12 protein-coding genes are annotated in these 13,590 nt (G+C 66.1%); 4 read left to right on the top strand and 8 right to left on the bottom strand.

All coding sequences use genetic code 11. From position 1 onward, the window contains the following. The 7 genes from BM353_RS03465 to cysQ form a co-directional block, all read right to left on the bottom strand. The gene (locus BM353_RS03465; RefSeq protein WP_092076681.1) at nt 1-1,698 is read right to left on the bottom strand and encodes a DUF5927 domain-containing protein; all 1,698 of its coding nucleotides are present in this window, start codon (nt 1,696-1,698) and stop codon (nt 1-3) included. Beyond that, nucleotides 1,695-2,705: a glycosyltransferase family 2 protein gene (locus tag BM353_RS03470; protein ID WP_092076683.1), complete on the bottom strand. Its 1,011-nt coding sequence runs from the start codon at nt 2,703-2,705 to the stop codon at nt 1,695-1,697. The genes BM353_RS03465 and BM353_RS03470 overlap by 4 nt, the downstream gene beginning before the upstream one ends. 36 nt (nt 2,706-2,741) lie before the next feature. Continuing rightward, nucleotides 2,742-4,001, bottom strand: a complete 1,260-nt coding sequence (locus BM353_RS03475) for a glycosyltransferase family 4 protein (protein ID WP_092076685.1) — start codon at nt 3,999-4,001, stop codon at nt 2,742-2,744. Beyond that, complete coding sequence (gene galE / locus BM353_RS03480) at nt 3,961-4,944, bottom strand: UDP-glucose 4-epimerase GalE (protein ID WP_092076687.1); 984 nt, start codon at nt 4,942-4,944, stop codon at nt 3,961-3,963. Before galE ends, BM353_RS03475 begins: the two co-directional genes overlap by 41 nt. Nucleotides 4,945-4,952: 8 nt before the next feature. Then, nucleotides 4,953-5,852, bottom strand: a complete 900-nt coding sequence (gene galU / locus BM353_RS03485) for a UTP--glucose-1-phosphate uridylyltransferase GalU (RefSeq protein WP_092076689.1) — start codon at nt 5,850-5,852, stop codon at nt 4,953-4,955. 133 nt (nt 5,853-5,985) lie between these two features. Further along, nucleotides 5,986-7,242 carry a glycosyltransferase family 2 protein gene (locus BM353_RS03490; protein WP_092076691.1) on the bottom strand — a complete coding sequence of 419 codons (1,257 nt, stop codon included), beginning with the start codon at nt 7,240-7,242 and terminating at the stop codon, nt 5,986-5,988. Then, on the bottom strand, nt 7,217-8,017 hold the full coding sequence (cysQ, locus tag BM353_RS03495; RefSeq protein WP_092076693.1) for a 3'(2'),5'-bisphosphate nucleotidase CysQ: 801 nt from the start codon (nt 8,015-8,017) through the stop codon (nt 7,217-7,219). Before cysQ ends, BM353_RS03490 begins: the two co-directional genes overlap by 26 nt. Before the next feature lie 123 nt (nt 8,018-8,140). On the opposite strand from cysQ, the gene BM353_RS03500 reads away from it, so the two are divergent. Both BM353_RS03500 and BM353_RS03505 read left to right on the top strand, forming a co-directional pair. Beyond that, nucleotides 8,141-8,962, top strand: a complete 822-nt coding sequence (locus tag BM353_RS03500) for an ABC transporter permease (protein WP_092076695.1) — start codon at nt 8,141-8,143, stop codon at nt 8,960-8,962. A gap of 11 nt (nt 8,963-8,973) precedes the next feature. Then, nucleotides 8,974-9,552 carry an SH3 domain-containing protein gene (locus tag BM353_RS03505; RefSeq protein WP_177220444.1) on the top strand — a complete coding sequence of 193 codons (579 nt, stop codon included), beginning with the start codon at nt 8,974-8,976 and terminating at the stop codon, nt 9,550-9,552. Nucleotides 9,553-9,558: 6 nt separating this feature from the next. Here the strand turns inward: BM353_RS03505 and BM353_RS03510 are convergent, their stop codons facing one another. Continuing rightward, nucleotides 9,559-10,164 carry an alpha-ketoglutarate-dependent dioxygenase AlkB family protein gene (locus BM353_RS03510; protein ID WP_092076699.1) on the bottom strand — a complete coding sequence of 202 codons (606 nt, stop codon included), beginning with the start codon at nt 10,162-10,164 and terminating at the stop codon, nt 9,559-9,561. Between the two features lie 207 nt (nt 10,165-10,371). On the opposite strand from BM353_RS03510, the gene dnaK reads away from it, so the two are divergent. Both dnaK and dnaJ read left to right on the top strand, forming a co-directional pair. Next, nucleotides 10,372-12,288: a molecular chaperone DnaK gene (dnaK, locus tag BM353_RS03515; protein ID WP_092076701.1), complete on the top strand. Its 1,917-nt coding sequence runs from the start codon at nt 10,372-10,374 to the stop codon at nt 12,286-12,288. 80 nt (nt 12,289-12,368) lie between these two features. Continuing rightward, the gene (dnaJ, locus tag BM353_RS03520; protein ID WP_092076703.1) at nt 12,369-13,520 is read left to right on the top strand and encodes a molecular chaperone DnaJ; all 1,152 of its coding nucleotides are present in this window, start codon (nt 12,369-12,371) and stop codon (nt 13,518-13,520) included. The last annotated feature ends 70 nt before the right edge of the window (nt 13,521-13,590 follow it).

The raw sequence follows: 13,590 nt of genomic DNA on the forward strand, positions 1-13,590 counted from the left end.
CTATCCGTTGCCAGCTGCCGTTATGCGCTCCGCGTCCGTCACCACCTCGGCCATGCCTTCCGCGAAATCCCCGGTAAGGTACGGGTGCATGCCCATGTTTTTCAAGTCCTGAAGGAATTGCGGCAAACGGGACAGATCCGCGAGCCGCGGTACTTCGGTCAGCCGGCGCAGCTGGGGCGTCGCGATGTCCTCAAGCACCCCCTGCAACCGGTCCATCGGCCGGGCGAGGAATTCGGCCAGCGTCCAGATGTGGATCTGGGCCTGAGTGTCGCGGTTGTGGAGCCGGTCGAGGAATCGCGCCTCGGTCTTCTGCAGCCAGGCGGCCTGTGTGCGCAACTCCTGCGCCGTCTGGCCGGTCGCGCAGAGCGAGATGGCCCAGGCCCCGGTGATCACGAACACATGGGCGCGCGCGTCCTGCGCAAAGAAATCGGCGATGTCCTGCTTGTCTTCGGGCCCGTGGAGGAAACTGTGCGGCCGCTCCTGCGCGTTCCACAACACGTTGGTCAGAAACGCCTTGGGATTGTAGTCGCGCAGCCGCGCATTGTCGCTCAGCGCCCCGTCGTAGACGCGCCCGCCCCCGGCAAATTCCGCCCGGTTCGGGGCAAAAAGGTGGCCATGGGCATGCTGCCCCGCGCTGCGCGCCGCCCAGTCCTGAAACTCGGGGAAGACATCGTCAAACCCGGAAAATACCGCGTAGGGGCCGGGCGTTTTCTGCGCGTTGAGGAAGCCATGGGGGAAGCTGCTTTGCATGTAGAGCCCCGGCCGACCTTCTGTCCGGCGCGCGCGGGCGCGGTCGAACACGCGGGCCACCCGCCCCGGGCTCTCGCGTTCGGGCCGGGCGAGGGGCGGTTTGGCCGAAAGGAACCGCGCGTAGAGCGCCTCGGCGCCGGGCCATATCTTGCGGGCGAAAAAGAAGCCGGAGTCGCGCAGCAGCTCGAAATGATCATCATAGAAGATGTGCGGCTTGCCTTGGAAGTCGAACTTGGTGAGCGTGAGCGAGCGGCTCTGGAGCTTGCGCGCATGTCGCCGCGCGAGGCTCTGGAAATAGCTCTCGTCGGGGATCCAGACCCAACGGAAAAACCGGTCGAACCGCTCGCGGCGCGGATCGGTGAGGATGCGCGTCAACGTCTCGCGGGTGAGGCACCACCACTGGCTGCCCATGTGCGGGACGAGCCCGTCGGGCAGGGTGCGGCGCAGGCCAAGGCGGCGTTGCAGGCGCACCGCGGCATCGAACAGCCCGCGCCGTTTTTTCCAAGACACCGGGAAGAAGAACTTGAACCGCTCGTCATGCAGCCCGCCAACCGCCCAGGGGACGTCCGCGGTGGACGCGCTTTCGATGAAATCGGTGTCCGGGTGGTCCTTGAGGAAGGCCTCGAGCTCGGCGACCGGCCGCAGGGGCATGCAGGCGCCGGAGGTCAGGAAAACGCGATCCACTCCGGCAAAGCGCCGCAGCAAAAGCGCCGCGGCCTCCTGCGTGGCGCGCGTCAGGCCCCAGCTGCCCCATTCGCAGGCGTGGCGTTCGCTGAAAACGACACGTTCCATCCCCGTCAGCCGCCGGCGCAGGGGCGCGATCTCTGCCTCGGACATGCGTTTGTCCAGATGGATGACCACCGGCGCGCCTTGCGCCGCGAGATGCCGCGCGACCTGTCCCGCGCGCGCCACATCCCCATGCACCAGCATGACAAAACCGACGCTCATGCCCAATTCCCCCGCGACATCAGGCCAAGGCTATCAAGCTGTTGCCAGCCCGAATAGCGCTCCGACATGTCGCACCAGAAGGACGGCCTTTGCCGGAGCCGGTCCGCATAGGCGCGGTATTCGAACCCGTCCGCGTAGTGCTGCTGCCGGTCGATCTCCTCGCGCGCCTTGGTTTCGAACACGTCGAGAAACTTGGTGTGCAGCAAAACGCCGCTCGCCTTTTCGCCGCCCCACTCATCGTAGACGCGGTTGAGCCCTCGGGGCAGGAGGCTGTGAGTCGAGCTGACATAGACATTGCGGCGGTGCCACTTCACCAGCGGGATCTTGTTGAGGGCGGGGGCGCGGTAGGGGTCTTCGGTGAAGAGCGTGCGGGCGCGGACGCCGCCCTGGATCCAGAGGTTGCCGTAAAGCTCATTGCGCTTGATCGTGTAGTTGCCCGCGTCGAACCAGCCGGTGGCGGCGACCGGGTCCTGGCCGGGGACGTAGCGCGTCTCGCCGACCGCCGCGCGGGGGTAGAGATCGAGCAGCATGGCGCTGAAGGACCGGATGCTGGAAGCATCGAGCCAGTGGGTCAGCGCGCGCAGATCGCGGCTGTCGCAGAACGGGTAGACGAAGAACTCGTCCGGATCGACGGTGAGCGTCCAGTGGTTGTGGCCGTAGCGACTGAGCAGCCGGTTCATCCAGTCCATGCCGAAGCGCGCCGCCTTGTAGCTCGCGCCGGTGGACCAGAGCGAGACATCGGCCTGTTGGGCGAGGTATTCGGTCGAGCCGTCATCGGAGCCATTGTCGACGATGAGGAAATGACCGATCCCGAGCTCGCGGTAGTATTTCAGGAAATACGGGAGCCGATCGAGCTCGTTGCGCAAGGTGGCGCAACACAGGATATCCTCGTCGCGGATCCGCGATGTCCGGATATGGACGGCCTCCAGCTCGGACGACTTGCGCATCGCGCGCATCCGCCAACGCTGTCTGGCCAGTCTAAGGCGATAAGACTGCAGCAAACTCAAACCAATTCAACTCTCACACGTCGCTTGAAAGGTCGGTCAGCAGACGCGTGATAACGTGATGCTGAAGTGTGCATCCCAACAAGGTGCCGACCAACCTGCCGGCGCCACGCGTTCTGAAAACTCCGTTCCCCCAAGCGTCTTCCTAAGCGCCTTGATAGCACGTTCCCAAGCGTAAGGGGATTTTACGTTACGGTAAACAACCATGTTTCCAGCATATTCCCGCACCGCCGGCAAATCGGCCGCGATCACCGGACAACCAAGACCGAGCGCTTCGACCGGCGGCAGGCCGACCCCTTCGCCCAAGCTGGGGAACAGCAAGCCGGCGGCGTTTTGCAGAAGAAACGCAATGGAATCGTCGCTCAGGCCGGCGCATTCGTACAGCCAGGAGGGCGGCGCGGAGTCGAGCCGCGCAAAGAGCTCCGGCTGGGCCCATCCGCGCGCACCGGCGAAGATCAGCCGAGGCAGGTCCTCTGGGTCGCGGCGCGCCATCTCCTCCCACAGATCGAGCAGGAACGCGTGATTCTTGCGCGGCTCGATGGTGCCGAGAGCGACGAAATACGGCCCCTCGGGCGGGAACCCCGGAGGCAGCTCCGAGCGATTCGGCGTCAGCGGCGTGACCCCGAGCCTGGCCACGCAGCCCGGCGGCACGCGGCCTAAGGCCCGCAACCGCGTCTCCGCGCAGCGGCGGCTGTGCTCCGAGGGGTAAATCACCAGATCGGCAGCCGCACCCACGCGGCGCAGCATTGCCTCGAACCGGGCCGTGGCGCCGGGCGCCTGCGTCTGCGGCAGATCGAGCGGGATGGTGTCGTGAATCATCACCCGGCGCTGCGCCCCGATGGCGCCAAGCGCGGTGAGCACCCGCGCGCTGAGGTTGCTGTGTCCGACATTGTAGTAGCGCGTGCCGGGGGCAAGATGGGCGCCGAGCATGGTGCGGAGCTTGCCGGGGCGCGCCCGCGCAATCGCGGCCCGGCGCATCTCGGCCTCCAGGCCCTGCCGCGCGGGCTGGCCGCGCCAGCTCAGCCGCGAGAGAAGATCGGGCCGCCCCCACGACTGCCCGTCGAACGCCGCCGCCAGCCGCGCCATCCCGCGCCGGTCGATGAGAAGATAGCCCAGAGCGCTGCGGATGAGCCCGAAGACGGGCGCCTCTTCGCGCAGGAACCGGTCGAGATAGGCGCGTTCCACACGGTCGATGCCGGTGGGTCGGCGGCCCGCGCGGCTGACCAGACGGGTCACGTCCAGCAGCAGCGGGGGCGCGCTACCGCTCGTAATGCCCGTTCTGGTGCCAGCGCCAGGCATCGGCGATCATCCTGTTGAGCTGCGACCGCTCCGGCCGCCAGCCAAGCTCCGTCTCCGCCCGGCGCGAGCCGGACACAAGCCGCGTGCAATCGCCGGGACGGCGCGGGCCGATGGTATGGGGCACATCGCGGTTGGTGACGGCCCGCGAGGCCTCGATCACTTCGCGCACCGAAAAGCCGCTGCCCGTCCCGAGGTTGAAGACCCGGCTTTCCTTGCCCTCCTCCAGCCAGCGCAGGCCGAGAACATGCGCATCGACCAGATCGCTCACATGCACATAGTCGCGGATGCAGGTGCCGTCGGGCGTGTCGTAATCCGTGCCGAACACGGTGAGCGCATCGCGTTTGCCGTCGATGGCGTCGAGCATGAGCGGGATGAGATGCGTCTCGGGCTGGTGAAACTCGCCCACCTCGCCCGCCTCATCGGCGCCGGCGACGTTGAAGTAGCGAAAGATGACATGGCGCAGCCCGTGTGAGCCCTCGAAATCGCGCAGGATGTCCTCGATCGCGCGTTTGGAGGCGCCGTAGGCATTGATCGGGTGCTGTGCGCTGTCCTCGTCGAGCACGACGTTGTCCTGATCGCCATAGGTGGCGCAGGTCGACGAAAAGACGAACCGCGCGCAGCCTGCCGCGGCGGCGGCCTCGATCAGGGTGAGCGAGCCGAGCACGTTGTTGCGCCAGTAAAGGCCCGGATCCTTCATGCTCTCGCCCACGAGGCTCAGCGCGGCGAAATGCATGACCGCCGCGGGCCGGTACTCGGCGAAGGCCGCATCGAGCGCCGCGCGGTCGCGCAGATCGCCCTCGACCGCCGGGCCGAACTTGACGGCATCGCGCCAGCCGGTGCTGAAATTGTCGAAGGTGACGGGGGTGTAGCCCGCCGCCGCGAGCGCCTTGCAAGCGTGGGAGCCGATGTAGCCCGCGCCGCCGGTCACGAGGATATTGGTCATGGATGAGCCTATTGCGCTGCTTTTTCCGCGGCGAAGAGATCCTGCAGGTAGGACATCAGATCATCGCGCAGGTCTTCTCGGGCAAGGCCGAAGGCGACCGTGGCCTGAAGGAACCCGGCCTTGGAGCCGCAATCGAAACGCTGGCCGTTGAAGCGGAAGCCGAACACGCCGCGATCTGTCTGGATTTCCTTGGCGATGGCGTCGGTCAGCTGGATCTCCCCGCCGGCGCCGGTCTTCATGTCGTTGAGGTTTTCCAGAACGCTGGGATCCAGCACGTAGCGCCCGATCACGGCGAGGTTGGAGGGCGCATCCTCGGCCTTGGGCTTTTCGACCATGCCGTTGACCGAGACGATGGATCCGCGATCCTCGCGCACGTCGAGCACGCCGTAGGCGCTGGTCTTGTCGCGGGGCACTTCCATCGCGGCGACCATGCTGCCGCCGGTTTCCTCATAGGCTTCGACCATCTGTTGCAGGCAGGGCTTTTCGGCCGCGATCACATCATCGGGCAACATGACGGCAAAGGGTTCATCCCCGATAAGCCGCCGCGCGCACCAGACCGCATGACCCAGCCCGAGGGGCTTGTGCTGGCGGATATAGGCGGTCGCCCCGGATTCCATATTGGTGTTTTCCAGCGCCTCCAGCAGGTCGGTCTTGCCCTTGCGGATCAGCTCCTGTTCGAGCTGCGGCGCATAGTCGAAGTAGTCCTCCAGCGCGCCTTTGCCGCGGGACGTCACGAAGATGAACTCGGTGATCCCGGCGGCGCGCGCCTCGTCGATGGCGTATTGCACGAGCGGTTTGTCGACCAGCGTCATGATCTCCTTGGGGACCGATTTCGTTGCCGGCAGGAACCGCGTCCCGAGCCCCGCGACGGGGAAAATTGCCTTGGTGACTTTCTTGCGCTGCGCCATGTGCCGTTGACATCCTTCGAAGGGTTCTGAGTGGGTCTACGGGACTATAGACGGGGTTGACCGCCGTGAGTACCGCAAAAAAGTTGACGATTTCCGGGCGCGGAGAAGGGCCAACGGGCGGCCCGCACAGGACTCAGCCGAGCCCCCGGACATCGGCGATGCGGGCGCGTTCGCGGCGCGCGCGGGTGCCGAAGCGTTGCAGCGCCACGAGCGGATCCGTGCGATCGGACCGGCCCCAGAGCCCGCCGCTCTGGATCCAGACGCCGCTGTCGTCGAAGCGTTCGCGGTGCCACAGGGTGGAGCGCGAGATCAGCAGCAGGCTGACCCGTTCGCCCCGTGCCGCGCGGGCCCGGGCCTCTTTCAGGAGCCGCCGTCGGTGCCAGAGCCGGCCGCTGAGATGCACGGCCGGGCCCCAGATCCCGGGCATCGGCTGGAAGGCGGGCGGGTCATCCTCAAGCGGGGCGAGCGGGGCGAGGCGGCGGCTGAGCCCCTCCTGCCAGCCCGCGCGATACCCCGCCATGAGCCGGCGCAGGTCCATGGGATCGAGCCCGCCGCGCTGAAGCCAGGCCAGAAGGCGGCGGCGCTGTGCGGCCTCGCGGGCGTCCTGAACGATGCCGCGCGTCTCTCGCGCGCCGTGGCGCCGGAGAAACACCGCCTCGCTCGCCCCGATTTCCCGCAGATCGCGCGGCGCTCGGTCGGCCTGGCGGCGCGCGCTGGGGGCGAAACCGTGCTGCACCTGTGCGCCGGGCACCACCGCCACCCGCGCGCCGGCCATGGCCAACCGGAGCGACAGATCCGCGTCCTCAAGGTAGAACCGATAGGCCGGATCGAACCCGCCCAGCGCACGCAGCGATTTGCGCGATATCGCCATGTTGGTGCCGTGCAGCTTGACCGCGCCGTCTGCGGTGGGTGCGAACACGCCCTCGCCCTCGCCCAGCGGCAGGGGGCGATCCGCCCCGCTCATATCGACGCGCGCCGCGCCCCATTGCAGGCTGATCCCGTTGCGACCCCGGGTGAATCCGGTTGCGGCCTCGGCCCGTCCGGCACGGATCGGCGCGACCAGCCGCGATAGCCACGTGGGCTCGGCCGCCGCGTCATCGTCGATGAAGGCCACGACCGCGCCCGCCGCCGCCGCGATCCCGGCATTGCGCGCCGCCGAGAGATTGACCCCGTCATTGGCCAGAAACTTCACATGGCGCGCGAATGGCAAGGTCCGCGCGACCACGAGGCCGGGAGCATCGGCCACCACGACAAGCTCGAAATTCCGGTCGTCCTGCTGCGACAGCGACAGAAGGCATCGCCGCAGCCAGAGTGGACGCCCCCGGCTCACCACAACGACCGAAACCGGCCGCGCGGCGCCGGGATCAGTCTGGATCGTGGAGCTCGACATCGGGCGCATAGGCGATGAAGAAGGGGTTGGCATGCCCGTCCTTGCCATAGACCAGAGGGGTCAGATCATCGAAGCGCACCACGCGCCCCCCCGCCCCGAGCAGGACCGCATGACCGGCGGCGGTATCCCATTCCATCGTCCGGCCAAGGCGCGGGTAGAGATCGGCCTCACCCGCCGCCACGAGGCAGAACTTGAGCGACGAGCCCGCGCTCTTCATGTCCTCGACCTTGTACTTGGCGATATACTCATCCGTCGCCTCATCGCGGTGCGATTTGGAGGCCACCACCAGCAGCGCCGAATTGTCCGAGGACCGGACGGAAATCGGCGTCGTTTCACCCGGCGTGTCGGGCGAGAAGGGGCCGGTCTCCTCGACCGACGTGCCGGTGGGGGTGGTGTAGAACATGCGGCCCTTGGCGGGCGCATAGACCACCCCGCGCAGCGGCACGCCGTTTTCGACATAGGCGATGTTGACGGTGAAATCACCGCGGCGCTTGATGAATTCCTTGGTCCCGTCGAGCGGATCGACGATGAGGAAGGTCCGGCCCGCGCCGGCATGGCTCTCGGCCTGTTCCTCGGTCACGAGATCGACATCGGGAAACGCCTCGCGCAGCCCCGCCGAGATCAGCGCATCGGCCGCCTCGTCGGCCTCGGTCACCGGGCTCGCGTCGGATTTGGTCTTTACCTCGAAATCATCGGCCTCGTAGATCTCCATGATCTTGTCGCCCGCCTCCAGCGCAAGCCGGCGCATCACACTCACAAGTGTTTCGAAATTCACGGCGATCTCCTTGGGGTCGTGTCAGAATTGCCATTGCCTGTTGCGGTCTTTATGATCCTCCCCGACGGGAACGGCAAGAAACCCCTTGCCCCGCCTCCGCAGGATCGGTGACAGACGCCAGCCATGTTCCAGCATTCCAAGCCCCGCGGCCCGGTCTCCGCCACCATCGCGACGATGGAACTCATCTTTCACGTCGCCGTGCGCGAGATCCGGCAAAAGAACGGCAACGCGATCCTCGCGATCCTCTCGGCGGTCACCCGCGCGCTGATCATGCTCGCGGTCTTCTACCTGTTCTTCCAGCTTCTCGGCCTGCGCTCGGCCGGGTTGCGCGGCGATTTCATGCTCTATCTCGCCTCGGGGATCTTCCTCTTCCTGACCCATAACGGCGCGATCAGCGCGATCACCGGGGCTGACGGGCCGATGGACGGCATGCTCCAGCACGCGCCGCTCAACACCGCCATCACCATCTCCGGCGCCGCGCTCGCGAATCTCTACCTGCAGGTCCTGACCGTCGTCAGCCTGCTCTTCATCTACCACACCGCCGTGACTCCGATTTACATCGATGACATGATCGGCGCCTTCGGGATGTTCCTGCTGGCCTGGGCCTCGGGCTGTTCGGTGGGGCTGTTGCTGATGGCGTTCAAACCCTGGGCGCCGGGGATCGTCGGCAAGATTTCGATGCTCTATCGCCGCGCCAACATGATCGCCTCGGGCAAGATGTTCGTGGCCAATGCCCTGCCCGGCTACATGGTCGCGATGTTCGACTGGAACCCGCTCTTCCACACCATCGATCAGGCGCGCGGCTTCGTGTTCAACAACTACTTTCCGCATAATTCGTCGATCGAATACCCGATCTACCTGACGCTCACGCTCCTGACCCTTGGCCTCATCGCCGAGTTCTTCACGCGCCAGCACGTCTCGCCAAGCTGGGAGGCGCGGCGGTGAGGGCGCTTGTGTTGGCCGCGTGGCTGTCCCTTTTTGGTGTGGCCGCATGGGCGGAGTTTCCGGCGCTCTATGACGTGACCGGCGTCTCGTCGGGCGATGTGCTCAACATCCGCGCCGGGCCGGGGACGGCCCATGCCGATCGCGGCGATCTGGTCTATGATGCGACGCGGATCGAAGTGCTCGGGCGGGAGGGCGACTGGCTGCGGATCAATTTCGACGGCGCGCCGGCCTGGGTCTCGGCGCGGTTCATGACGCGGCAAGAGGGTGCGGCCTTCCCGGACCATCCCGTGATCTGTCACGGGACGGAGCCCTTCTGGTCGCTCAGCCGCGCAGCAAACGGGGCGCTCCGGTTCGAGAGACCCGGGGCCGAGGCCTTGGCACTTGAGGGCAGCGCCGCGATCCGTTCGGCCAACCGGGCGGACGTGGCGCATTTCAGCGCGGCATCGGGCGACGCGCGGTTCGATGCGATCCTGCGCAAGGGCAGCTGCTCGGACGGCATGTCGGATCTGGGCTTCGGGCTGAGCATCGATCTCCTGCGGCGCGATCCGAACGGGACGCGCCTTCTGTCGGGCTGCTGCGCGCTGAACTGACGCCCGTCAGGTCACGACCCGCATCGTCACGTTGAACCGCCCCCCTTCGGGCAGAAGATCGGACGCATCCGGCTTGATCCGGTCGATCCCGTGGTGACGCAGCCGCGCCTCGCCGCCCATCACCACCACGTCGCCCGAGTTGAGCCAGACCGATTCCGTCGGCCCGCCCCGCTCGACATTGCCGATGCGAAACAGCGCCGGGGCGCCGAGCGAGACCGACACCACCGGCCAGGAGAAATCCGCCTCGTCCCGGTCCTGATGCAGGCCCATGCGCGCGCCCTCGCGGTAGTGGTTGATCAGGCAGCATTCCGGATGCCGCCCGCCGGGAACAAGCGCCTCCCATAGCTCCAGCGCCACCTGCGGAATCGGCGGCCACGGCTGGCCATCGGGATGGCGCGGCTCGTAGCGATACCCGCGGCGATCGGTGTACCAGCCGAACGCCCCCGCCGATGTCATCCGCACGCTCATCGGCTTGCCCCACCGCGTCACGGGCGCATAGAGCGGGGCCTTGGAAATCACCTCGCGCAGGGCGCTGATCCAGCGCTCCTGCTCGGTCCGCGACAGGCGCCCGTCATGGATCTCGAACCCTCGTATCGTCCGCATTTTAACCATTCACGCCCTCCACACCGCGCTTTCTGTCAGATTCATGTCGGAATTGCTCCTCAACCTCGCAGCCAATGGTTGCAGCGCCAATTTGCCCCACCTATATAGCCCGCTGAACCGCGGCAGGCACCCGATGCCTGTCGCATCCGTGATCTGGCGGGATGCCAACATGGGTCCGCGTCCGAGATATCGCCTAAGGTAAAGGGATCAATATTCATGGCTAAAGTTATCGGTATCGACCTCGGGACAACCAACAGCTGTGTCGCCATCATGGACGGCGCGCAGGCCAAGGTCATTGAAAACTCCGAAGGGGCGCGCACGACCCCCTCCATCGTCGCCTTCACCGACGACGAACGCCTCGTCGGTCAGGCCGCCAAACGGCAGGCTGTCACCAACGCGGCCAACACCATCTTCGGCGTCAAGCGCCTGATCGGCCGCCGCTACGACGACAAGCACCTCGCCAAGGACAAGAAGAACCTGCCGTTCAACCTCGTGGACGGCGGCAACGGCGACGCATGGGTCGAAGCCAAGGGCGAGAAATACAGCCCCTCGCAAATCTCCGCCTTCATCCTCGGCAAGATGAAGGAAACCGCCGAAAGCTACCTCGGCGAAGACGTGACGCAAGCCGTCATCACCGTTCCCGCCTACTTCAACGATGCCCAGCGGCAGGCGACAAAAGACGCCGGCAAGATCGCGGGCCTCGAAGTGCTGCGCATCATCAACGAGCCGACGGCCGCCGCACTGGCCTATGGCCTCGACAAGGAAGAGACCCAGACGATCGCGGTCTATGACCTTGGCGGCGGGACCTTCGACGTCACGATCCTCGAGATCGACGACGGGCTCTTCGAAGTGAAATCCACCAACGGCGACACGTTCCTCGGCGGTGAAGACTTCGACATGCGCATCGTCAGCTACCTCGCCGACGAGTTCAAGAAAGAGCATGGCGTTGACCTGACCAAGGACAAGATGGCGCTGCAGCGGCTCAAGGAAGCCGCCGAGAAGGCCAAGATCGAGCTGTCGTCCTCCAGCCAGACCGAGATCAACCAGCCGTTCATCTCGATGGATTCAAGCACCGGCCAGCCGCTGCACATGGTCATGAAACTGACCCGCGCCAAGCTGGAAAGCCTCGTGGGCGATCTCATCAAGGCCTCGATGAAACCCTGTCAGGCCGCCCTCAAGGACGCCGGCATCAGCGCCAATGACGTGGACGAGGTCGTGCTCGTCGGCGGGATGACCCGCATGCCGAAGGTTATCGAAGAGGTGACCAAGTTCTTCGGCAAGGAGCCGCACAAGGGCGTGAACCCCGACGAGGTCGTGGCGATGGGCGCCGCGATTCAGGCCGGCGTTCTGCAAGGCGACGTCAAGGACGTGGTCCTGCTCGACGTGACCCCGCTGTCGCTCGGCATCGAAACACTCGGCGGCGTCTTCACCCGGCTGATCGACCGCAACACCACGATCCCGACCAAGAAGAGCCAGATCTTCTCCACCGCCGAAGACAACCAGTCGGCCGTGACGATCCGTGTCTTCCAGGGTGAGCGCGAAATGGCCGCGGACAACAAGATCCTCGGACAGTTCAACCTCGAGAGCATCCCGCCCGCCCCGCGCGGCATGCCCCAGATCGAAGTGACCTTCGACATCGACGCCAACGGCATCGTCTCCGTCGGCGCGACCGACAAAGGCACCGGCAAGGAGCAGAAGATCACGATCCAGGCGTCTGGCGGTCTGTCGGATGCCGACATCGAGAACATGGTCAAGGAAGCCGAAGAGAACGCCGAGGCCGACAAGGCCCGCCGCGATCTCGTCGAGGCCAAGAACCAGGCGGAGAGCCTCATCCACTCGACCGAGAAGTCGATGGAAGAGCACGCCGACAAGGTCGATCCGACCACCATCGAAGCGATCGAACTGGCCATCGCCGCGCTCAAGGACGAGCTTGAGAGCGACGACGCCGAGAAGATCAAGTCGGGCATCCAGAACGTGACCGAAGCGGCGATGAAGCTGGGCGAGGCCATCTACAAGTCCAGCCAGGACGAGGGTGGCGCCAGCGAGCCGGAGGCGGCCGACGAGGCAAGCCCGGACGCGGACGATATCGTCGACGCCGATTTCGAAGATCTCGGCAGCGACAAACGCGCCTGACAACATCCCGGAACCCGGGGCACCAAGGGCCGGTTCGGTCACCGGACCGGCCCTTCTCGTTCCGCTAGGGGGAAGAACCGATGTCAAAACGCGACTATTACGATGTCTTGGGGGTCGAGCGCGGCGCCTCCGCCGACGAGATCAAGAAAGCCTATCGCCGCAAGGCCAAGGAGCTTCACCCGGACCGCAATTCCGATGATCCGGCTGCTGAAGGCAAGTTCAAGGAAGCCGGCGAGGCCTATGAGGTCCTCAAGGATGCCGAGAAAAAGGCGGCCTATGACCGCTTCGGCCATGCAGCCTTTGAGGGCGGCATGGGCGGTGGCGGCGGGGCGCGTCCCGGCGCGGGCGGGCAGGGCGACTTCGCTTCGGCCTTCTCGGATGTCTTCGACGACCTCTTCGGCGATTTCATGGGCGGCCAGCGCGGCGGCGGGGCCCGGCAGCGGGCCGCACGCGGCGCCGATCTGCGCTACAACCTGCGAATCTCGCTCGAAGATGCCTTTTCCGGCCTCAAGAAGACGATCAACGTCCCCGGCTCCACCGTCTGCACCGCCTGCAGCGGCTCCGGGGCGGAGGGCGGCGCCGAACCCATCACCTGCCCGACCTGTGCGGGCATGGGCAAAGTCCGTGCGCAGCAGGGCTTCTTCACGGTGGAGCGCACCTGCCCGACCTGTTCCGGCCTCGGACAGACGATCTCCAACCCGTGCAAATCCTGCGGCGGGGCCGGACGCGTGCAGAAGGAACGCGCGCTTTCGGTCAACATTCCCGCCGGTGTCGAGACCGGCACGCGCATCCGCCTTGCGGGTGAGGGCGAAGCGGGCATGCGCGGCGGGCCGACGGGCGATCTCTACATCTTCGTCGAGGTGGCCCCGCACAAGCTCTTCGAGCGGGAGGGCAACGAGCTTCACTGCCGCGTGCCCGTGAGCATGGCCACAGCGGCGCTCGGCGGCGATATCGAAGTCCCGACGATCGAGGGCGGGCGTTCGCGCGTCAAGATCCCCGCCGGCAGCCAGGCGGGCCGTCAGATGCGCCTGCGCGGCAAGGGCATGCCCGCCCTGCGCGGCGGCGCGCGCGGCGACATGTTCATCGAACTGGCCGTCGAAACCCCGGTGAACCTCACCACGCGGCAAAAAGAGCTGCTGAAGGAATTCGACGCCGAAAGCTCCGACAACAGCCCCGAAAGCTCCAGCTTCTTCAGCTCGGTCAAAAGCTTCTGGGATTCGATGAAGGGCTGAGCCGCCCCGTCGGCCCCATCAAACCAACAGTCCGGGCCGCGCGAATTTCTCGTGGCCCGGCAACTGGTTA

The organism is Poseidonocella sedimentorum (assembly GCF_900116005.1).
In the GTDB taxonomy this organism is placed as follows: Bacteria; Pseudomonadota; Alphaproteobacteria; order Rhodobacterales; family Rhodobacteraceae; genus Poseidonocella; species Poseidonocella sedimentorum.